At 58.2% G+C, this 17833-nt stretch carries 30 protein-coding genes; all 30 read left to right on the top strand.

Annotated features, from left to right (window positions below):
• The 30 genes from HWE01_RS16530 to rpsM all read left to right on the top strand — a co-directional run bounded on the left by HWE01_RS16530 (nucleotide 1) and on the right by rpsM (nucleotide 17806).
• Entirely contained in the window at nucleotides 1–1158 is a 1158-nt protein-coding gene (locus HWE01_RS16530) for a hemin-degrading factor (RefSeq protein WP_241822357.1), read from the top strand.
• Between the two features lie 352 nt (nucleotides 1159–1510).
• The gene (rpsL, locus tag HWE01_RS16525; protein ID WP_006465490.1) at nucleotides 1511–1894 is read left to right on the top strand and encodes a 30S ribosomal protein S12; all 384 of its coding nucleotides are present in this window, start codon (nucleotides 1511–1513) and stop codon (nucleotides 1892–1894) included.
• Between the two features lie 158 nt (nucleotides 1895–2052).
• The gene (gene rpsG, locus HWE01_RS16520; RefSeq protein WP_006465489.1) at nucleotides 2053–2523 is read left to right on the top strand and encodes a 30S ribosomal protein S7; all 471 of its coding nucleotides are present in this window, start codon (nucleotides 2053–2055) and stop codon (nucleotides 2521–2523) included.
• A 126-nt stretch (nucleotides 2524–2649) separates the two neighbouring features.
• Nucleotides 2650–4755 (top strand): elongation factor G, encoded by a 2106-nt coding sequence (fusA, locus tag HWE01_RS16515; protein ID WP_008334124.1) that lies wholly within the window; start codon nucleotides 2650–2652, stop codon nucleotides 4753–4755.
• A 109-nt stretch (nucleotides 4756–4864) separates the two neighbouring features.
• A complete protein-coding gene (gene tuf, locus HWE01_RS16510; RefSeq protein ID WP_008334097.1) occupies nucleotides 4865–6055 on the top strand; it encodes an elongation factor Tu in 1191 nt (396 codons plus the stop codon).
• A gap of 98 nt (nucleotides 6056–6153) precedes the next feature.
• The gene (rpsJ, locus tag HWE01_RS16505) at nucleotides 6154–6471 is read left to right on the top strand and encodes a 30S ribosomal protein S10 (protein WP_006464935.1); all 318 of its coding nucleotides are present in this window, start codon (nucleotides 6154–6156) and stop codon (nucleotides 6469–6471) included.
• A gap of 151 nt (nucleotides 6472–6622) precedes the next feature.
• On the top strand, nucleotides 6623–7291 hold the full coding sequence (rplC, locus tag HWE01_RS16500; protein ID WP_013232185.1) for a 50S ribosomal protein L3: 669 nt from the start codon (nucleotides 6623–6625) through the stop codon (nucleotides 7289–7291).
• A gap of 2 nt (nucleotides 7292–7293) precedes the next feature.
• A complete protein-coding gene (rplD, locus tag HWE01_RS16495) occupies nucleotides 7294–7914 on the top strand; it encodes a 50S ribosomal protein L4 (protein WP_006464933.1) in 621 nt (206 codons plus the stop codon).
• On the top strand, nucleotides 7911–8228 hold the full coding sequence (rplW, locus tag HWE01_RS16490) for a 50S ribosomal protein L23 (RefSeq protein ID WP_006464932.1): 318 nt from the start codon (nucleotides 7911–7913) through the stop codon (nucleotides 8226–8228). Before rplD ends, rplW begins: the two co-directional genes overlap by 4 nt.
• Nucleotides 8228–9055 carry a 50S ribosomal protein L2 gene (rplB, locus tag HWE01_RS16485; protein WP_006464931.1) on the top strand — a complete coding sequence of 276 codons (828 nt, stop codon included), beginning with the start codon at nucleotides 8228–8230 and terminating at the stop codon, nucleotides 9053–9055. The genes rplW and rplB overlap by 1 nt, the downstream gene beginning before the upstream one ends.
• A gap of 10 nt (nucleotides 9056–9065) precedes the next feature.
• A complete protein-coding gene (gene rpsS / locus HWE01_RS16480; RefSeq protein WP_006464930.1) occupies nucleotides 9066–9341 on the top strand; it encodes a 30S ribosomal protein S19 in 276 nt (91 codons plus the stop codon).
• Between the two features lie 6 nt (nucleotides 9342–9347).
• Nucleotides 9348–9680 (top strand): 50S ribosomal protein L22, encoded by a 333-nt coding sequence (gene rplV / locus HWE01_RS16475; RefSeq protein ID WP_008334132.1) that lies wholly within the window; start codon nucleotides 9348–9350, stop codon nucleotides 9678–9680.
• Between the two features lie 9 nt (nucleotides 9681–9689).
• Nucleotides 9690–10508 (top strand): 30S ribosomal protein S3, encoded by an 819-nt coding sequence (rpsC, locus tag HWE01_RS16470; RefSeq protein ID WP_008334135.1) that lies wholly within the window; start codon nucleotides 9690–9692, stop codon nucleotides 10506–10508.
• Nucleotides 10509–10510: 2 nt separating this feature from the next.
• A complete protein-coding gene (gene rplP / locus HWE01_RS16465) occupies nucleotides 10511–10930 on the top strand; it encodes a 50S ribosomal protein L16 (protein ID WP_008334136.1) in 420 nt (139 codons plus the stop codon).
• Between the two features lie 13 nt (nucleotides 10931–10943).
• On the top strand, nucleotides 10944–11138 hold the full coding sequence (rpmC, locus tag HWE01_RS16460; protein WP_006464926.1) for a 50S ribosomal protein L29: 195 nt from the start codon (nucleotides 10944–10946) through the stop codon (nucleotides 11136–11138).
• Nucleotides 11135–11407, top strand: coding sequence for a 30S ribosomal protein S17 (rpsQ, locus tag HWE01_RS16455; RefSeq protein WP_008334137.1), 273 nt, complete (start codon nucleotides 11135–11137; stop codon nucleotides 11405–11407). The genes rpmC and rpsQ overlap by 4 nt, the downstream gene beginning before the upstream one ends.
• Nucleotides 11408–11603: 196 nt before the next feature.
• Entirely contained in the window at nucleotides 11604–11972 is a 369-nt protein-coding gene (gene rplN / locus HWE01_RS16450; RefSeq protein WP_006464924.1) for a 50S ribosomal protein L14, read from the top strand.
• A 9-nt stretch (nucleotides 11973–11981) separates the two neighbouring features.
• Complete coding sequence (gene rplX / locus HWE01_RS16445; RefSeq protein ID WP_034339785.1) at nucleotides 11982–12296, top strand: 50S ribosomal protein L24; 315 nt, start codon at nucleotides 11982–11984, stop codon at nucleotides 12294–12296.
• Between the two features lie 5 nt (nucleotides 12297–12301).
• A complete protein-coding gene (rplE, locus tag HWE01_RS16440) occupies nucleotides 12302–12841 on the top strand; it encodes a 50S ribosomal protein L5 (protein ID WP_006464922.1) in 540 nt (179 codons plus the stop codon).
• Nucleotides 12842–12848: 7 nt separating this feature from the next.
• Nucleotides 12849–13154, top strand: coding sequence for a 30S ribosomal protein S14 (gene rpsN, locus HWE01_RS16435; RefSeq protein ID WP_008334139.1), 306 nt, complete (start codon nucleotides 12849–12851; stop codon nucleotides 13152–13154).
• A 14-nt stretch (nucleotides 13155–13168) separates the two neighbouring features.
• On the top strand, nucleotides 13169–13564 hold the full coding sequence (rpsH, locus tag HWE01_RS16430; RefSeq protein ID WP_006464920.1) for a 30S ribosomal protein S8: 396 nt from the start codon (nucleotides 13169–13171) through the stop codon (nucleotides 13562–13564).
• A 10-nt stretch (nucleotides 13565–13574) separates the two neighbouring features.
• A complete protein-coding gene (gene rplF, locus HWE01_RS16425; RefSeq protein ID WP_241822356.1) occupies nucleotides 13575–14108 on the top strand; it encodes a 50S ribosomal protein L6 in 534 nt (177 codons plus the stop codon).
• 12 nt (nucleotides 14109–14120) lie between these two features.
• Entirely contained in the window at nucleotides 14121–14483 is a 363-nt protein-coding gene (gene rplR, locus HWE01_RS16420) for a 50S ribosomal protein L18 (protein WP_008334143.1), read from the top strand.
• Between the two features lie 12 nt (nucleotides 14484–14495).
• Complete coding sequence (gene rpsE / locus HWE01_RS16415) at nucleotides 14496–15014, top strand: 30S ribosomal protein S5 (protein ID WP_006464917.1); 519 nt, start codon at nucleotides 14496–14498, stop codon at nucleotides 15012–15014.
• 10 nt (nucleotides 15015–15024) lie between these two features.
• The gene (rpmD, locus tag HWE01_RS16410) at nucleotides 15025–15204 is read left to right on the top strand and encodes a 50S ribosomal protein L30 (RefSeq protein ID WP_006464916.1); all 180 of its coding nucleotides are present in this window, start codon (nucleotides 15025–15027) and stop codon (nucleotides 15202–15204) included.
• A 26-nt stretch (nucleotides 15205–15230) separates the two neighbouring features.
• On the top strand, nucleotides 15231–15665 hold the full coding sequence (gene rplO, locus HWE01_RS16405) for a 50S ribosomal protein L15 (protein ID WP_241822355.1): 435 nt from the start codon (nucleotides 15231–15233) through the stop codon (nucleotides 15663–15665).
• A gap of 19 nt (nucleotides 15666–15684) precedes the next feature.
• Complete coding sequence (gene secY / locus HWE01_RS16400) at nucleotides 15685–17016, top strand: preprotein translocase subunit SecY (RefSeq protein ID WP_034351560.1); 1332 nt, start codon at nucleotides 15685–15687, stop codon at nucleotides 17014–17016.
• 33 nt (nucleotides 17017–17049) lie between these two features.
• The gene (gene infA, locus HWE01_RS16395) at nucleotides 17050–17268 is read left to right on the top strand and encodes a translation initiation factor IF-1 (protein WP_005663428.1); all 219 of its coding nucleotides are present in this window, start codon (nucleotides 17050–17052) and stop codon (nucleotides 17266–17268) included.
• A gap of 30 nt (nucleotides 17269–17298) precedes the next feature.
• Nucleotides 17299–17412 carry a 50S ribosomal protein L36 gene (gene rpmJ, locus HWE01_RS16390; protein ID WP_006464913.1) on the top strand — a complete coding sequence of 38 codons (114 nt, stop codon included), beginning with the start codon at nucleotides 17299–17301 and terminating at the stop codon, nucleotides 17410–17412.
• 28 nt (nucleotides 17413–17440) lie between these two features.
• Nucleotides 17441–17806: a 30S ribosomal protein S13 gene (gene rpsM / locus HWE01_RS16385; RefSeq protein WP_006464912.1), complete on the top strand. Its 366-nt coding sequence runs from the start codon at nucleotides 17441–17443 to the stop codon at nucleotides 17804–17806.
• Nucleotides 17807–17833: the final 27 nt, after the last annotated feature.

The raw sequence follows: 17833 nt of genomic DNA, 5'->3' as shown, positions 1-17833 counted from the left end.
ATGAGCAAGCACATCGTCGCCCGCCCCGCGCGAGGCCATATCACCATGACCTTGCTGCTGGTGACTGCGCTGGCCAGCGCCGGCTGCGCCACCCAGCGCCCCTTGGCCGAACGCTGGGCCGAGCTCCAGCGTTTGCAGCCAAAACTTCATACAAGAGATGCCGCACGTGAACTTGGTGTCAAGGAATCGGCCTTGCTGGCGACCCAGGTCGGCCGCAATGCCGTGCGCCTCAAGGGGGAGCAGGCTGCCCTTGAAGCCTTGTTCGCGCGTCTGCCTGAACTGGGACGCATCAAGGCCATTACCCGCAATGAAGATGCCGTCCTGGAACGTAGCGGCGAAGTTGCCCCCATCAAGCGCGACGAGCAGGGCAGGGTGATCCCCGGCACAGGTTTCGCCGGCGGGCCCATCGACCTGCGCTTTGCCATGTCGCGCTGGGGCAGCGCTTTTGCCGTGGTGCAGGCGGGCCGGGACGGCAAGACCAGCCGCAGCCTGCAGTTCTTCGACCGGCAGGGCGATGCGGTGCACAAGGTCTATCTGGACAACGAGCAGCATGTGCCGCAATTCGAGCGGCTGGTGGCCGATTTCCGTCTGGCCGATCAGCAGGCAGCCCTGAACCTCGAGCCCGCCCCTGCTCCTGCGACCCTGCAGCAAGTCGCGCCGCCCAGCCCGGAGGCCATCGGCGAACTGCGCCGGTCCTGGCAGGAGCTGACCGACGTGCATCAATTCCCGCGTCTGCTGCGCGAGCTCAAGCTCACCCGCGAACAGGCGCTGCAGCTCATCGGGCCGGAGTCGGCCTGGCGCATCGCACCCCAGGCGGCCCAGGCGCTGCTGGAGGAGGCCAGGCAACGCCAGCAGCCCATCATGGTGTTCGTCAGCAATGGCGGCATGACGCAGATATACAGTGGCCTGATCGGCAAGACTGCCGTGGCGGGCGACTGGTACAACGTCCTCGACCCGGACTTCAACCTGCACCTGCGTACCAAGGCGGTAGACCACGGCTGGGTGGTGCGCCGTCCGACCGATCACGGCATGATCACCTCGGTGGAGTTCTACGATGCCCAGGGCCGGCAGATCGTCAATTTCTTCTCGCGCCGCGACCGTGGCCAACCCGAGACGATGCAGTGGCGCAACATGGTCGAGGCACTGCCGCGCGGCTGAACTGCTCCCGCAGGCAATGGAGGCGCTGCAGGCAACCCTTGCATTACGGAAAACATTGCCATTGCGCCACCTGAAAGCGTGGCGAAATGGCCATAAACCGCGTCAAATCGGCGCTGGGGCCCGGTTCGGGTTGACCCGCTGGGCTTTCAGGCGTACACTCGCGAGTTCTCGAATTTAGGCTCTCCCGGGCTTATGCGTTCTTTGGTCTGAAACATCGCTTCTGCGACGCTATTCTCCCTTCCGGTCTTAAATCCGATTTGCGCATTGTCTTGCGCACAAGAGTTTCCTGTGTGGTTCCGGGCAACCGATTCCGGAACCTGTTTTCAATGTTGTACTTTGTTGGATTAAAACGATGCCAACCATCAATCAACTGATTAGCAAACCACGTGTCCGCGCGATCGTGAAGAGCAAGTCGCCGGCGCTGGAAAACAGCCCGCAAAAGCGCGGTGTCTGCACCCGCGTGTACACCACCACCCCGAAGAAGCCGAACTCGGCGCTGCGTAAGGTGGCCAAGGTGCGTCTGACCAACGGTTTCGAAGTCATTTCGTACATCGGCGGTGAAGGCCACAACCTGCAAGAACACAGCGTCGTGCTGATCCGCGGCGGCCGTGTGAAGGACTTGCCGGGTGTGCGTTACCACATGGTTCGCGGTGCACTGGATACCCAGGGCGTCAAGGATCGTAAGCAAGCTCGCTCGAAGTACGGTGCCAAGCGCGCCAAGGCAGCGAAGAAGTAATAATTGGTGTTTATCATGACGCTTTCGCGCGTCGTGTGAACAGACTCAGAGTCGGTCCAGGTTGGGCCGAGTAAGTGGAAGCCATGATGGCTCTCCGCGAGTGCAGGCGAAGTTGAAGCAGGGTTCGCCCACTCAACTGAAGATTGAAAGGAATCGAAATGCCACGTCGTCGTGAAGTCCCCAAGCGGGAAATTCTGCCGGATCCGAAGTTCGGCAACGTTGAAGTCGCCAAGTTTGTGAACGTGCTGATGCTGTCGGGCAAGAAGTCCGTCGCTGAAAACATCATCTACGGTGCCTTCGACTACATCCAGACCAAGTCGGGCAAGGACCCGCTGGAAGTGTTCTCCGCAGCCCTGAACAACTGCAAGCCGATGGTGGAAGTGAAGTCCCGCCGCGTCGGTGGCGCCAACTACCAGGTGCCCGTTGAAGTGCGTCCGGTGCGCCGTATGGCCCTGTCGATGCGCTGGCTGCGTGAAGCCGCCAACAAGCGCAGCGAAAAGTCGATGCCGCAGCGCCTGGGTGGTGAACTGATGGAAGCCGCCGAAGGCCGTGGTGGCGCCATGAAGCGTCGTGATGAAGTGCACCGTATGGCAGAAGCGAACAAGGCGTTCTCGCACTTCCGCTTCTAATCAAGACTGGGCTGGGGCGGACCCTATCCGGGTGTTTCCTGGCCTGCATCTAAATTGGTTCGAGCCGAGCGTTTATTTGAAAAAAATGACGCTCGGTTTCGTGCATTAAAGACTTAGGAATAAATCATGGCTCGCAAGACCCCCATTGAGCGCTACCGCAACATCGGTATCTCCGCGCACATCGATGCTGGCAAGACCACCACGACCGAGCGCGTGCTGTTCTACACCGGTGTGAACCACAAGATCGGTGAAGTGCACGACGGCGCCGCCACCATGGACTGGATGGAGCAGGAACAAGAGCGCGGTATCACCATTACCTCCGCTGCGACCACCTGTTACTGGAAGGGCATGGCGAACAACTTCCCGGCCCACCACATCAACATCATCGACACCCCGGGTCACGTTGACTTCACCATCGAAGTGGAACGTTCGATGCGCGTGCTCGACGGCGCCTGCATGGTCTACTGTGCAGTGGGCGGCGTGCAGCCGCAGTCGGAAACCGTGTGGCGTCAGGCCAACAAGTACAAGGTCCCGCGTCTGGCCTTCGTCAACAAGATGGACCGTACCGGTGCCAACTTCTTCAAGGTCTACGAGCAGATGCGTGCTCGCCTGAAGGCCAATCCGATCCCGATGCAAGTGCCTATCGGCGCCGAAGAAAACTTCGAAGGCGTGATCGACCTGGTCAAGATGCGCGCGATCTACTGGGACGACGCTTCCCAGGGCATGAAGTTCGACTACCGCGACATCCCCGAGCACCTGAAGGCCGAAGCCCAGAAGTGGCGCGAAAACCTGGTCGAAACCGCTGCTGAAGCATCGGAAGACCTGATGAACAAGTACCTGGAAGAAGGCGATCTGACCGAAGCCGAAATCAAGGGCGCCATCCGTCAACGCACCATCTCCGGCGAAATCGTCCCGATGATGTGCGGCACCGCCTTCAAGAACAAGGGCGTGCAAGCCATGCTGGACGGCGTGGTCGAGTACCTGCCGTCGCCGGTGGACATCCCCCCGGTTCCGGGCCTGAACGAAGACGACGAGCCGGTCGTGCGCGAAGCCAAGGACGACGAGAAGTTCTCCGCCCTGGCCTTCAAGATCGCCACCGACCCGTTCGTGGGCCAGCTGTGCTTCATCCGTTGCTACTCCGGTACCCTGAACTCGGGCGACACCGTGCTGAACTCGGTGAAGTCGAAGAAGGAACGTATCGGCCGTATCGTTCAGATGCACGCCAACCAGCGTGAAGAAATCAAGGAAATGATGGCCGGTGACATCGCCGCCGTCGTGGGCCTGAAGGACACCACCACCGGTGACACCCTGTGCGACGACAAGGCAATGGTCGTGCTGGAGCGCATGGTCTTCCCCGAGCCGGTGATCTCGCAGGCCGTGGAACCCAAGACCAAGGCTGACCAGGAAAAGATGGGCCTGGCCCTGAACCGTCTGGCTGCTGAAGATCCGTCGTTCCGCGTGCGTACCGACGAAGAATCGGGCCAGACCATCATCGCCGGTATGGGCGAGCTGCACCTGGACATCATCGTTGACCGCATGAAGCGCGAATTCAACGTGGAAGCCACCGTCGGCAAGCCGCAAGTGGCTTACCGCGAAACCATCCGCAAGACCTGCGAAGAATCCGAAGGCAAGTTCGTCAAGCAGTCGGGTGGTCGTGGTCAGTACGGTCACGTCGTCCTGAAGATCGAGCCGCAAGAAGCCGGCAAGGGCTTCGAGTTCGTCGACGCGATCAAGGGCGGTACCGTTCCTCGCGAATTCATCCCCGCCGTTGAAAAGGGCGTGCGTGAAACCCTGAACACCGGCGTGCTGGCTGGTTACCCTGTCGTTGACGTCAAGGTCACCCTGTTCTTCGGTTCGTACCACGATGTGGACTCGAACGAAAACGCCTTCCGCATGGCCGGTTCGATGGCCTTCAAGGAAGGTTGCCGCCGCGCCAGCCCCGTCATCCTGGAACCGATGATGGCTGTCGAAGTGGAAACCCCGGAAGATTACGCCGGTACCGTGATGGGCGACCTGTCCTCCCGCCGTGGCATGGTCCAGGGCATGGATGAAATCGCCGGCGGTGGTGGCAAGATCATCAAGGCTGAAGTGCCCCTGTCGGAAATGTTTGGTTACTCGACCACGCTGCGTTCGGCTACCCAAGGCCGTGCAACCTACTCGATGGAATTCAAGCACTACTCCGAAGCGCCCAAGAACGTGATCGACGCAATCGTCACCTCCAAGGCCAAGTAAGTTGCAGCAAGGGCGGTCCATCCCAAGTGGGGTGGACCGCCGGCTGGATCACCAGCCGATCATTGAATATTGAACATCGAACATATCGTTCTTTTGAAGGAAATTTAAAATGGCAAAAGGCAAGTTTGAACGGACCAAGCCGCACGTGAACGTCGGCACCATCGGTCACGTTGACCACGGCAAGACCACCCTGACCGCTGCAATCGCAACCGTTCTGTCGAAGAAGTTCGGCGGCGAAGCGAAGGCCTACGACCAGATCGACGCAGCGCCTGAAGAAAAGGCACGCGGCATCACCATCAACACCGCGCACGTCGAATACGAAACCGCGAACCGTCACTACGCGCACGTTGACTGCCCTGGCCACGCCGACTATGTGAAGAACATGATCACCGGCGCAGCCCAGATGGACGGCGCGATCCTGGTGTGCTCGGCCGCTGACGGCCCGATGCCCCAGACCCGCGAACACATCCTGCTGTCGCGTCAGGTTGGCGTTCCTTACATCATCGTCTTCCTGAACAAGGCTGACATGGTGGACGACGCTGAGCTGCTGGAACTGGTGGAAATGGAAGTCCGCGAACTGCTGTCGAAGTACGAGTTCCCTGGCGACGACCTGCCCATCGTGAAGGGTTCGGCCAAGCTGGCGCTGGAAGGCGACACCGGTCCCCTGGGCGAGCAAGCCATCATGGCCCTGGCAGAAGCCCTGGACACCTACATCCCGACCCCGGAACGTGCCGTTGACGGTACCTTCCTGATGCCGGTGGAAGACGTGTTCTCGATCTCCGGCCGTGGCACCGTGGTGACCGGTCGCGTTGAGCGCGGCATCATCAAGGTCGGCGAAGAAATCGAAATCGTCGGTATCGCTGACACCCAGAAGACCACCTGCACCGGCGTGGAAATGTTCCGCAAGCTGCTGGACCAAGGTCAAGCTGGCGACAACGTTGGCGTGCTGCTGCGCGGCACCAAGCGTGAAGACGTGCAGCGTGGCCAGGTTCTGGCCAAGCCGGGTTCGATCAAGCCGCACAAGCACTTCACCGGCGAGATCTATGTTCTGTCGAAGGACGAAGGCGGCCGTCACACCCCGTTCTTCAACAACTACCGTCCGCAGTTCTACTTCCGTACCACCGACGTGACCGGTGCGATCGAACTGCCGAAGGACAAGGAAATGGTCATGCCGGGCGACAACGTGTCGATCACCGTGCAACTGATCAACCCGATCGCCATGGAAGAAGGCCTGCGCTTCGCTATCCGTGAAGGCGGCCGTACCGTCGGCGCCGGCGTGGTTGCCAAGATCTTCGACTAATCGTCGGATCAGCAGTAGCAGTACCAGGTAACACTAGTCGCATTTTTAACATCGCCGGGGATGATCCCCATCCCCGGTTCGTTCTTTAAAGGAAAATCATGTCGGTTCCTAGCCAAAAAATCCGTATCCGTCTGAAAGCTTTCGACTATCGTCTGATCGACCAGTCCGCACTGGAAATCGTTGACACCGCCAAGCGTACCGGCGCTGTCGTCAAGGGCCCGGTTCCCCTGCCGACCCGCATCCAGCGCTTCGACGTCCTGCGTTCGCCGCACGTCAACAAGACCTCCCGCGATCAGTTCGAAATCCGTACCCATCAGCGCCTGATGGATATCGTCGATCCGACCGACAAGACGGTTGACGCATTGATGAAGCTGGACCTGCCCGCTGGCGTTGATGTTGAAATCAAGCTGCAGTAATCAGCTGGCATAGTGTTGGAAAAGCGCACAACCTCGGTTGTGCGCTTTTGTTTTACGGGCTATAATGCTCGGCTTCGATGTGGGTTTTGCGTTTGCAAGACCCATAATTTATGGTAGTACGAACATCAGCCCCGCCCAATCGCAGGCGGGAATGGAGAAAACAATGAGCCTGGGCCTTGTTGGTCGCAAGGTTGGTATGATGCGCATCTTCACGGAAGATGGGGATTCGATCCCTGTGACCGTGCTGGACGTGTCCAACAACCGCGTGACTCAAATCAAAACGCCTGAAGTGGATGGTTATTCCGCTGTTCAGGTGACCTTCGGTCAACGCCGCGCTTCGCGCGTGGTGAAAGCCGCCGCCGGCCACTTCGCCAAAGCTGGCGTCGAGGCAGGTACTGTCCTCAAAGAATTCCGTGTTGACGCTTCCAAGGCTGCCGAACTGAAGGCTGGCGACGTCGTTGGCATCGGCATGTTTGAAGCTGGCCAGAAAGTCGACGTGCAAGGCGTGTCGATCGGTAAGGGCTACGCCGGTACCATCAAGCGTTACAACTTCTCGTCGGGTCGCGCGACCCACGGTAACTCCCGCTCGCACAACGTTCCTGGCTCCATCGGTATGGCGCAGGATCCGGGTCGCGTGTTCCCCGGCAAGCGCATGACCGGTCATCTGGGTGATGTCAAGACCACCGTCCAGAACCTGGAAATCGCCCGTGTGGACGCAGAGCGTCAGCTGCTGCTGGTCAAGGGTGCCGTTCCTGGCGCCAAGAACGGTCAAGTGATCGTTTCGCCGGCAGTCAAAGTCAAAGCGAAGAAGGGGGCTTAATAATGGAACTGAAGCTCCTGAATGACCAAGGTCAAGCTGCTTCGAACGTCGCCGCACCGGATACCATTTTCGGTCGTGACTACAACGAAGCCCTGATCCACCAGGTCGTGGTTGCCTACCAAGCCAACGCTCGTAGCGGCAATCGCAAGCAAAAGGATCGTGAAGAAGTCAGCCACACCACCAAGAAGCCCTGGCGTCAAAAGGGTACTGGCCGTGCACGTGCCGGTATGTCCTCGTCGCCTCTGTGGCGCGGTGGTGGCCGTATCTTCCCGAACTCGCCTGACGAAAACTTCACCCACAAGGTCAACAAGAAGATGTATCGCGCAGGTGTCTGCTCGATCCTGTCCCAGTTGGCTCGTGAAGGCCGCCTGTCGGTCGTCGAAGAGTTCGCCGTCGAAGCCCCGAAGACCAAGCTGCTGGCCCAGAAGTTGAAGGGCATGGGCATGGAATCGGTGCTGGTTATTACCGACAGCCTGGACGAAAAGCTGCTGCTGGCCTCGCGCAACCTGCCGGGCGTGCTGGTGGTTGAGCCGCGTCAAGCTGATCCCGTGTCGCTGGTGTACTTCAAGAATGTCTTGATCACCAAGCCGGCTCTGGCAAAGATTGAGGAGTTGCTGGCATGAACGCAATCGTGAAACATAGCGAAGAGCGCCTGATGAAGGTGCTGCTGGCACCGGTGATCTCCGAAAAGGCAACCTTTGTCGCCGAGAAGAACGAGCAAGTCGTCTTCCTGGTTGCCAAGGACGCCACCAAGCTGGAAGTCAAGGCCGCCGTCGAACTGCTGTTCAAGGTGGAAGTGGAATCGGTGCAAGTCGCCAACCGTCAGGGCAAGCAGAAGCGCTCGCGCAACGGTATGGGCCGCCGCAACCACACCCGCCGTGCTTTCGTCAGCCTGAAGCCGGGTCAAGAAATCAACTTCACCGAGGAGGCTAAATAATGGCACTCGTAAAAGTGAAGCCGACCTCGCCCGGTCGGCGCGGCATGGTCAAGGTCGTCAATCCCGACCTGTACAAGGGCCGTCCGCTGGCATCGCTGGTCGAAAAGAAGTCCAAGACCGCCGGCCGTAACAACAACGGCCACATCACCACCCGCCACATCGGCGGTGGTCACAAGCAGCACTACCGTGTTGTCGACTTCCGTCGCAACAAGGATGGTATCCCTGCCAAGGTTGAGCGTATCGAATACGACCCGAACCGTACCGCGCACATCGCACTGCTGTGCTACGCGGACGGCGAGCGCAAGTACATCATCGCTCCCAAGGGCGTGTCGGTTGGCGATCAGCTGATCAGCGGTTCTGAAGCTCCGATCAAGTCGGGCAACACTCTGCCGATCCGCAACATCCCCGTCGGTACCACCATCCACTGCGTGGAAATGCTGCCGGGCAAGGGCGCGCAAATCGCCCGTACCGCTGGCGCCGCTGTCGTGCTGATGGCACGTGAAGGCACCTACGCTCAGGTTCGTCTGCGCTCCGGTGAAGTGCGTCGCGTTCACATCGAATGCCGCGCTACCATCGGTGAAGTCGGTAACGGCGAGCACAACCTGCGCAAGATCGGTAAGGCCGGTGCAACCCGTTGGCGCGGTGTGCGTCCGACCGTTCGTGGCGTTGTCATGAACCCGGTGGATCACCCGCACGGTGGTGGTGAAGGCAAGACCGCCGCTGGCCGTCACCCGGTTTCCCCGTGGGGCCAGCAGACCAAGGGCAAGAAGACTCGTAGCAACAAGCGTACGACTTCGATGATTGTCTCGCGTCGCGGCAAGAAATAAAGGATAAAACATGACACGTTCATTGAAAAAAGGTCCTTTCTGCGACGCCCACCTGGTGAAAAAGGTTGAGGCTGCCCAGGCTACCAAGGACAAGAAGCCGATCAAGACCTGGTCGCGTCGTTCGACCATCATGCCGGACTTCATCGGCCTGACGATTGCCGTGCACAATGGCAAGGCACACGTGCCGGTCTATGTGTCGGAAAACATGGTTGGTCACAAGCTCGGCGAATTCGCGCTGACCCGTACTTTCAAGGGTCACGCTGCCGATAAGAAGGCTAAGAAATAAGGTCCTATGATGGAAACTAAAGCTACTCTGCGCGGTGTGCACCTGTCGGCCCAGAAAGGCCGCCTGGTTGCAGACCTGATCCGCGGTAAAAAAGTTGATCAGGCACTGAATATCTTGGCCTTCAGCCCCAAGAAGGGCGCGGTCATCATCAAGAAGGTTCTGGAGTCCGCCATCGCGAACGCCGAACACAACGATGGTGCCGACATTGACGAGCTGAAAGTCAAGACCATTTATGTGGAAAAGGGTGCGGTCCTCAAGCGCTTCACGGCGCGTGCTAAGGGCCGTGGTGATCGTATTTCCAAGCAGTCGTGTCACATTTACGTGACCGTCGGAAACTAAGGAGTCACGATGGGACAGAAGATTCATCCAACCGGTTTCCGTCTGGCGGTTACGCGTAACTGGGGCTCGCGTTGGTATGCAGGCAACAACAACTTTGCCGACATGCTCAACGAGGACCTGAAGGTCCGCGCTTACCTGAAGAAGAAGCTGAAGAACGCTTCGGTTGGCCGTGTGGTCATCGAGCGTCCGGCCAAGAACGCCCGCATCACCATTTACAGCTCCCGTCCGGGCGTTGTGATTGGCAAGAAGGGTGAAGACATCGAAGTGCTGAAGTCGGCACTGGCCAAGCTGATGGGCGTGCCCGTGCACGTCAACATCGAAGAAATCCGCAAGCCGGAAGCCGATGCTCAGCTGATCGCTGACTCGATCTGCCAGCAGCTGGAAAAGCGCATCATGTTCCGTCGCGCCATGAAGCGTGCGATGCAGAACGCCATGCGTCTGGGCGCTCAAGGCATCAAGATCATGTCGTCGGGTCGTCTGAACGGCATCGAAATCGCACGTACCGAATGGTACCGCGAAGGCCGTGTGCCTCTGCACACCCTGCGCGCCGATATCGATTATGGCTTCGGCGAAGCTGAAACCACCTACGGCATCATCGGTGTGAAGGTGTGGGTCTACAAGGGCGATCGCCTGGCAAACGGCGAATCGCCGGTGCTGGTCGGCGAACTGGAAGACGACAAGAAGCGTCGTGGTCCCCGTCGTGACGACGGCAAGCCGGGTGCACGTCCCCGCTCCAAGACTGGTGCTCCTGGCGCCGGTGCAAAGCGTGGCGGTGGTCGTCCTCAAGCTGCCGATGCCGGTGTATCGGCTGAGAAAGCAGGAGAATAATCATGCTGCAACCAGCACGTAGAAAATATCGTAAAGAACAAAAAGGTCGTAACACCGGCATTTCGCACACCCGCGGAACTGCCGTCTCGTTCGGCGATTTTGGTCTGAAGGCAACCGGCCGCGGCCGTATCACTGCCCGTCAGATCGAAGCTGCTCGTCGTGCGATGACCCGTCACATCAAGCGCGGTGGTCGTATCTGGATCCGCGTCTTCCCGGACAAGCCAATTTCCCAGAAGCCCGCAGAAGTGCGTATGGGTAACGGCAAGGGTAATCCGGAGTACTACGTGGCTGAAATCCAGCCGGGTAAGGTACTGTACGAGATGGACGGTGTGGACGAAGCCCTGGCGCGCGAGGCGTTCCGTTTGGCTGCTGCCAAATTGCCGCTGTCGACGACTTTCGTTGTTCGCCAAGTCGGTCAATAATTAGGAGCGGAACATGAAAGCATCTGAACTCCGCGGTAAGGACAAGGCAGGACTGGAAAAGGAACTGGGCGAGCTGTTGAAAGCTCAGTTCAGCCTGCGCATGCAAATTGCGACCCAGCAACTGAACAATACCGCACAGCTGAAGAAGGTACGTCGCGACATCGCACGTGTGAAAACTGTGATCAACTCGAAGGATGGCCAACAATGAACGATCAAGTGAAACAAGCGCTCAAGCGCACGCTGATTGGCAAAGTTGTGTCGGACAAGATGGATAAGACCGTCACTGTCGAAATCGAGCGTCAAATGAAGCACCCGCTGTACGGCAAGATCATCAAGCGCACCAAGAAGTACCACGCGCATGATGAGCAAAACTCGGCGAAGGCCGGCGATGTGGTGGAAATCACCGAAAGCCGTCCGATCTCCAAGACGAAGGCGTGGACTGTGACCCGTGTGGTACAGGAAGCACAAATCGTTTAAGCAGTAAAGGTAGTACTTGCGTGCTCGATATTATGGTGCCATAATATCGAGCTCTTTCTTTGCAAAATAAAGTTTGCGAAGAGAGGCTCAAGAGTAGCTCTATTCGTCCCCTAACTAGCGAGTTCGCTTGCTAACAGGACCAAGACTGACCGCCAGCGCATCCTGCGAAGCGGATTAAGTTGGGAAAGAAAATATCATGATTCAAACTGAAAGCCGGCTCGAAGTGGCCGACAACACTGGTGCGCGCGAAGTTCTGTGCATCAAGGTCTTGGGTGGTTCCAAGCGCCGCTATGCGGGCATTGGCGATGTGATCAAGGTTACTGTCAAGAGCGCAGCACCGCGTGGTCGCGTCAAGAAGGGTGAAATTTATAACGCTGTCGTCGTTCGCACCGCCAAGGGCGTGCGTCGTCAGGATGGTTCGCTGGTCAAGTTCGATGGTAATGCTGCCGTCCTGCTGAACGCCAAGCTGGAGCCCATCGGCACCCGTATCTTTGGGCCGGTGACTCGTGAGCTGCGTACAGAGCGCTTCATGAAGATCGTCTCCCTGGCGCCTGAAGTTCTGTAAGGAGTAGTCATGGCAAAGATTCGTAAAAACGATGAAGTCATCGTGTTGACCGGCAAAGACAAGGGCAAGCGCGGTGTCGTGACTGCTCGTGTGGACGCCGATTATGTCATCGTGGAAGGCGTGAACGTCGCAAAGAAGGCGACCCGTCCGAACCCGATGACGGGTGCAACTGGCGGCATCGTCGATAAGCTGATGCCAATTCATGTGTCGAACGTCGCGTTGTTCAACGCTGCGACCGGCAAGGCAGATCGTGTGGCTTACAAGGAAGTGGACGGCAAGAAGGTCCGCGCTTACAAGTCCAACGGCGAAGTCGTTAAGGTTTAAACATCATGGCACGTCTTCAACAGTTTTATAAAGATAAGGTCGTCGCCGATCTGACTACGAAGTATTCGTACAAGTCGGTGATGGAAGTTCCGCGCATCCTGAAGATCACCCTGAACATGGGTCTGTCCGAAGCAGTTGCGGACAAGAAGATCATCGAGCACGCCGTTGGCGATCTGACGAAGATCGCTGGCCAGAAGCCGGTGGTGACCAAGGCTCGCAAGGCTATCGCAGGTTTCAAGATCCGCGAAGGCTACCCGATCGGCTGCATGGTGACCCTGCGTGGCGCCCGCATGTACGAATTCCTGGATCGTCTGATCACCGTGGCCCTGCCGCGCGTGCGTGACTTCCGTGGCGTGTCGGGTCGTGCGTTCGATGGTCGTGGTAACTACAACATCGGTGTGAAAGAGCAGATCATCTTCCCCGAAATTGAGTACGACAAGATCGATGCACTGCGTGGCATGAACATCAGCATCACCACGACTGCAAAGACCGACGACGAAGCGAAGGCGCTTCTCGCCGCATTTAAATTCCCGTTCAGAAACTGAGGATGCCATGGCAAAACTGGCACTGATTAACCGTGAACAGAAGCGCGCAGAAATGGTGAAGAAGTATGCTGCCAAGCGCGCCGAGTTGAAGGCTATTATCGACGACCAATCGAAGTCGGAAGAAGAGCGTTACGAAGCCCGCCTGAAGCTGCAGGCTCTGCCGCGTAACTCCGCTCCGACCCGTCAGCGCAACCGTTGCGCACTGACTGGCCGTCCCCGTGGTACTTTCCGCAAGTTCGGATTGGGCCGTATCAAGGTCCGTGAAATCGCCATGCGCGGCGAAATCCCGGGTTTGACCAAAGCTAGCTGGTAATAGGAGAAGAAGCAATGAGTATGAGCGATCCTATCGCCGATATGCTGACCCGTATCCGCAATGCGCAAGGCGTGAACAAGACTACCGTCGTCATGCCGTCTTCCAAAGTGAAGGTCGCCATTGCCAACGTCCTCAAGGACGAGGGCTATATCGAAGATTTCGCCGTTGTTGCCGCTGATGGCAAGGCTGAATTGAAAATCGGTTTGAAGTATTACGCTGGCCGTCCGGTCATCGAGCGCCTGGAGCGCGTGTCCCGTCCGGGTCTGCGCATCTACAAGGGCAAGGACGATATCCCCAACGTCATGAACGGCCTGGGTGTGGCAATCGTGTCCACGCCGCGCGGCGTGATGACTGATCGCAAAGCACGCGCAACCGGTGTCGGTGGCGAAGTGATTTGCTACGTGGCCTAAGGAGTGCAAGATGTCTCGTGTAGGTAAAATGCCTGTTGCACTGTCGAATGGCGCGGAAGCGACCATCACTGCAGAGCAAATCACCGTCAAGGGCCCGCTGGGCTCCTTGACCCAACCGCTGACCAAGAAGGTCAAGGTGGTCAACAACAATGGCTCGCTGAGCTTCGAAGTGGCTGATGACAGCCGCGAAGCCAACGCGATGTCGGGCACCCTGCGTGCTCTGGTCAACAACATGGTCAACGGCGTCACCAAGGGCTTCGAAAAGAAGCTGAACCTGGTTGGCGTGGGCTTCCGTGCACAAGCACAAGGCGACAAGCTGAACCTGTCGCTGGGCTTCTCGCACCCCATCGTTCACCAGATGCCCGCCGGCATCAAGGTTGAGACCCCGACCCAGACCGAAATCCTGATCAAGGGTATCGATCGCCAGGTGGTTGGCCAGGTCGCCGCTGAAATTCGCGCGTACCGCGAACCCGAGCCCTACAAGGGCAAGGGTGTGCGCTACGCTGACGAAGTGGTGACGCTCAAAGAAACCAAGAAGAAGTAATAGGGGTTGACGATGGACAAGAAACAATCTCGCCTGCGCCGTGCGACTCAGACTCGCGCCAAGATCGCAGAACTGAAGGTGAATCGTCTGGCTGTGCACCGTACCAACACGCACATCTACGCCAGCGTCATCGGCCCCGACGCCAACGTGCTGGCTTCTGCTTCCACCCTGGAAGCAGAAGTCCGCGCCCAGCTGGCAGGTCAGACCGGCAAGGGCGGCAATGCTGCCGCTGCTGCCCTGATCGGCAAGCGCGTGGCGGAGAAGGCTCTGAAGGCCGGTGTGACTGAAGTCGCATTCGACCGCTCCGGTTTCCGTTATCACGGTCGCGTCAAGGCGCTGGCTGAGGCTGCGCGTGAAGCCGGCCTGAAGTTCTAAGGATTATCGATCATGGCAAAAATGCAATCGAAAACGCAAAGCGACAAGCCTGATGACGGCATGCGCGAAAAAATGATCGCGGTCAACCGCGTCACCAAGGTGGTGAAGGGCGGCCGCATCATGGGTTTCGCAGCGCTGGCAGTGGTCGGTGACGGCGATGGCCGTATCGGCATGGGCAAGGGCAAGTCCAAGGAAGTGCCCGTGGCCGTGCAGAAGGCGATGGAAGAAGCTCGTCGCAAGCTGATCAAGGTGACCCTGAAGAACGGTACCGTGCAACACACCGTCATCGGCAAGCACGGCGCTTCGTCGGTGATGATCTCGCCGGCCAAGGACGGTACTGGCGTCATCGCCGGCGGTCCGATGCGCGCGATCTTCGAGGTGATGGGCGTGACCAACGTGGTGGCCAAGTCGACCGGTTCGACCAACCCCTACAACATGGTCCGTGCCACCCTGGACGGTCTGTCGAAGATGAACACTCCGGCTGAAATTGCTGCCAAGCGCGGCAAGTCGGTCGAAGAAATCCTGGGCTAAGGTGATCGAGATGGCTAACACAATCAAAGTCAAACTGGTCAAGGGTCTGATCGGTACTCGTCAGGACCACCGCGCTACCGTGCGCGGTCTGGGTCTGCGTCGCGTCAACTCGGTGTCCGAACTGGAAGACACCCCGTCGGTGCGCGGCATGATCAACAAAGTGTCCTATCTTGTGAAAGTTGTGTCGTAAGCCGCGGCTTGCGAACGGAGCGAATCATGCAATTAAACACTATCCAACCCGCAGACGGCGCCAAGCACGCTAAGCGTCGCGTCGGTCGTGGTATCGGCTCTGGCCTGGGCAAGACCGCTGGTCGCGGCCACAAGGGTCAGAAGTCGCGTTCGGGCGGTTTCCACAAGGTCGGCTTTGAAGGCGGCCAGATGCCCCTGCAACGTCGTCTGCCCAAGCGCGGTTTCAAGTCGCTGGCTATGCCTTACAAGGCTGAAGTGCGCCTGTCCGACCTGGAAAAGCTGCCCGTCGCCGAGATCGACGTGCTGGCACTGAAGCAAGCCGGCCTCGTGTCGGAACTGGCTCGTGTCGTACGTATCATCAAGGCTGGCGAACTGACCAAGAAGGTAACCGTCAAGGGTCTGATCGCAACCGCTGGTGCCAAGGCCGCTATTGAAGCTGCCGGTGGTTCCATCGCTGAGTGATCCGGTCCCGGAGCATTAATTGGCAACTACTCCTCAATTAGCAAAAGGCGCCGCAAAAGGATTCCCCTGGGGTCGTTTGTGGTTCCTGCTGGGGGCGTTGATCGTTTATCGCATCGGTGCACATATCCCGGTTCCGGGTATTGATCCGACGCAGTTGGCGCAGCTGTTCAAGCAGAATCAGGGCGGCATTCTGGGCATGTTCAACATGTTCTCCGGTGGTGCCCTGTCGCGCTTTACGATCTTCGCACTGGGGATCATGCCGTATATCTCGGCATCGATCATCATGCAGCTGCTGTCGGTGGTTTCGCCGCAGCTGGAAGCATTGAAGAAAGAGGGTGAAGCCGGTCGTCGCAAGATCACGCAGTACACCCGTTACGGCACCCTGGTGCTGGCGACCTTCCAGGCGCTGGGCATTGCGGTGGCGCTGGAATCGCAAGCCGGCCTGGTGCTGGATCCGGGTCTGGCCTTCCGTCTGACCACGGTGGTGACCTTGATTACCGGTACGATGTTCCTGATGTGGCTGGGTGAACAGATCACTGAGCGTGGTCTGGGCAATGGCATCTCGATCATCATCTTCGCCGGTATTGCGGCGGGTCTGCCGAATGCTCTGGGTGGCCTGTTCGAGCTGGTTCGTACCGGTTCGATGAATGCCCTCTCGGCAATCCTGATCTGTGCGATCGTGGCGCTGGTAACGTTCCTGGTGGTCTTCATCGAACGTGGTCAGCGCAAGATCCTGGTGAATTATGCGAAGCGTCAGGTCGGCAACAAGATCTACGGTGGCCAGAGCAGCCACTTGCCGCTGAAGCTGAACATGGCTGGTGTGATTCCGCCGATCTTTGCATCGTCGATCATTCTGTTCCCGGCCACGATCACCAGCTGGTTCACCTCCGGTGATACGTCGAACCCCTTCATTCGTTTCCTGAAGGATCTGGCGGCATCGATGGCACCAGGCGAACCGATCCATGCGTTGCTGTATGCGGTAGCTATCGTCTTCTTCTGCTTCTTCTACACCGCACTGGTGTTCAACAGCAAGGAAACGGCAGACAACCTGAAGAAGAGTGGTGCGTTTGTTCCGGGTATCCGTCCGGGTGACCAGACCGCGCGTTATATCGACAAGATCTTGATGCGCCTGACCCTGGCCGGCGCCGTGTACATCACCCTGGTGTGCCTGCTGCCAGAGTTCCTGATCGCACGCTGGAAGGTTCCGTTCTACTTCGGTGGCACATCGCTGCTGATCATTGTGGTCGTGACGATGGATTTCATGGCCCAAGTGCAGAACTATGTGATGTCTCAGCAGTATGAATCGTTGCTCCGCAAAGCTAATTTCAAGGGTGGCATGACACCGCGATAAGCGGGCTCATGCTCCAGAGGAAGAAGACACGGAATGGCAAAAGACGACGTTATTCAGATGCAGGGCGAGATTCTTGAAAATCTGCCCAACGCGACATTCAGGGTTAAGTTGGAAAACGGTCACGTTGTACTCGGCCATATTTCCGGCAAGATGCGCATGAATTACATCCGTATCTTGCCCGGCGATAAGGTAACGGTGGAACTGACGCCTTACGATTTGAGCCGGGCACGTATCGTGTTCCGAACCAAGTAACAGTGAAACATTGAAAGAAAGAGGGCCACAATGAAAGTGCTCGCATCAGTCAAGCGGATCTGCCGCAACTGCAAAATCATCAAGCGCAATGGCGTCGTTCGCGTGATCTGCACCGAACCCCGCCATAAGCAGCGCCAGGGTTAACTTAACGTTATTGATCGAGGAATAACGAATGGCACGTATTGCAGGGGTCAACATCCCCAACCATCAGCACACCGTGATCGGCCTGACCGCCATCTATGGTATTGGCCGTCCGCGCGCACAAGACATTTGCGCTGCTACCGGCGTTCCGACCAACAAGAAGGTCAAGGACCTGGACGATAACGAGCTGGAAAAGCTGCGTGACGAAATCGCCAAGTTCGTCGTGGAAGGCGATCTGCGCCGTGAGTTGTCCATGAACATCAAGCGTTTGATGGACCTGGGTTGCTACCGCGGTCTGCGTCACCGTCGTGGCCTGCCGGTTCGTGGTCAACGCACCCGCACCAACGCCCGTACTCGCAAGGGTCCGCGCAAGGCCGCTCAATCGCTGAAGAAATAATCCCGGCAGGCGCAAGCACTGGTCGGA

The sequence above is a fragment of the Herbaspirillum sp. C7C8 genome, from assembly GCF_022627875.1.
In the GTDB taxonomy this organism is placed as follows: Bacteria; Pseudomonadota; Gammaproteobacteria; order Burkholderiales; family Burkholderiaceae_D; genus Herbaspirillum.
The sequence above is the reverse complement of the archived record's forward strand: the minus strand, read 5'-3'. Positions and strand labels throughout refer to the sequence as shown.

Excerpts from the sequence above, each read along its gene's own strand:
- rplN (WP_006464924.1), top strand. The coding sequence starts at position 11,604 with ATGATTCAAACTGAAAGCCGGCTCGAAGTGGCCGACAACACTGGTGCG.
- rpsL (WP_006465490.1), top strand. The coding sequence starts at position 1,511 with ATGCCAACCATCAATCAACTGATTAGCAAACCACGTGTCCGCGCGATC.
- rpsN (WP_008334139.1), top strand. The coding sequence starts at position 12,849 with ATGGCAAAACTGGCACTGATTAACCGTGAACAGAAGCGCGCAGAAATG.
- fusA (WP_008334124.1), top strand. The coding sequence starts at position 2,650 with ATGGCTCGCAAGACCCCCATTGAGCGCTACCGCAACATCGGTATCTCC.
- rplV (WP_008334132.1), top strand. The coding sequence starts at position 9,348 with ATGATGGAAACTAAAGCTACTCTGCGCGGTGTGCACCTGTCGGCCCAG.
- rpsH (WP_006464920.1), top strand. The coding sequence starts at position 13,169 with ATGAGTATGAGCGATCCTATCGCCGATATGCTGACCCGTATCCGCAAT.
- rpsJ (WP_006464935.1), top strand. The coding sequence starts at position 6,154 with ATGTCGGTTCCTAGCCAAAAAATCCGTATCCGTCTGAAAGCTTTCGAC.
- rpsC (WP_008334135.1), top strand. The coding sequence starts at position 9,690 with ATGGGACAGAAGATTCATCCAACCGGTTTCCGTCTGGCGGTTACGCGT.
- rpsE (WP_006464917.1), top strand. The coding sequence starts at position 14,496 with ATGGCAAAAATGCAATCGAAAACGCAAAGCGACAAGCCTGATGACGGC.
- rplB (WP_006464931.1), top strand. The coding sequence starts at position 8,228 with ATGGCACTCGTAAAAGTGAAGCCGACCTCGCCCGGTCGGCGCGGCATG.
- rplF (WP_241822356.1), top strand. The coding sequence starts at position 13,575 with ATGTCTCGTGTAGGTAAAATGCCTGTTGCACTGTCGAATGGCGCGGAA.
- rplR (WP_008334143.1), top strand. The coding sequence starts at position 14,121 with ATGGACAAGAAACAATCTCGCCTGCGCCGTGCGACTCAGACTCGCGCC.
- rpmD (WP_006464916.1), top strand. The coding sequence starts at position 15,025 with ATGGCTAACACAATCAAAGTCAAACTGGTCAAGGGTCTGATCGGTACT.
- rpsS (WP_006464930.1), top strand. The coding sequence starts at position 9,066 with ATGACACGTTCATTGAAAAAAGGTCCTTTCTGCGACGCCCACCTGGTG.
- rplD (WP_006464933.1), top strand. The coding sequence starts at position 7,294 with ATGGAACTGAAGCTCCTGAATGACCAAGGTCAAGCTGCTTCGAACGTC.
- HWE01_RS16530 (WP_241822357.1), top strand. The coding sequence starts at position 1 with ATGAGCAAGCACATCGTCGCCCGCCCCGCGCGAGGCCATATCACCATG.
- rpsG (WP_006465489.1), top strand. The coding sequence starts at position 2,053 with ATGCCACGTCGTCGTGAAGTCCCCAAGCGGGAAATTCTGCCGGATCCG.
- tuf (WP_008334097.1), top strand. The coding sequence starts at position 4,865 with ATGGCAAAAGGCAAGTTTGAACGGACCAAGCCGCACGTGAACGTCGGC.
- rplE (WP_006464922.1), top strand. The coding sequence starts at position 12,302 with ATGGCACGTCTTCAACAGTTTTATAAAGATAAGGTCGTCGCCGATCTG.
- rplX (WP_034339785.1), top strand. The coding sequence starts at position 11,982 with ATGGCAAAGATTCGTAAAAACGATGAAGTCATCGTGTTGACCGGCAAA.
- rpsM (WP_006464912.1), top strand. The coding sequence starts at position 17,441 with ATGGCACGTATTGCAGGGGTCAACATCCCCAACCATCAGCACACCGTG.
- rpmJ (WP_006464913.1), top strand. The coding sequence starts at position 17,299 with ATGAAAGTGCTCGCATCAGTCAAGCGGATCTGCCGCAACTGCAAAATC.
- infA (WP_005663428.1), top strand. The coding sequence starts at position 17,050 with ATGGCAAAAGACGACGTTATTCAGATGCAGGGCGAGATTCTTGAAAAT.
- rpmC (WP_006464926.1), top strand. The coding sequence starts at position 10,944 with ATGAAAGCATCTGAACTCCGCGGTAAGGACAAGGCAGGACTGGAAAAG.
- rplW (WP_006464932.1), top strand. The coding sequence starts at position 7,911 with ATGAACGCAATCGTGAAACATAGCGAAGAGCGCCTGATGAAGGTGCTG.
- rpsQ (WP_008334137.1), top strand. The coding sequence starts at position 11,135 with ATGAACGATCAAGTGAAACAAGCGCTCAAGCGCACGCTGATTGGCAAA.
- rplO (WP_241822355.1), top strand. The coding sequence starts at position 15,231 with ATGCAATTAAACACTATCCAACCCGCAGACGGCGCCAAGCACGCTAAG.
- rplP (WP_008334136.1), top strand. The coding sequence starts at position 10,511 with ATGCTGCAACCAGCACGTAGAAAATATCGTAAAGAACAAAAAGGTCGT.
- rplC (WP_013232185.1), top strand. The coding sequence starts at position 6,623 with ATGGAGAAAACAATGAGCCTGGGCCTTGTTGGTCGCAAGGTTGGTATG.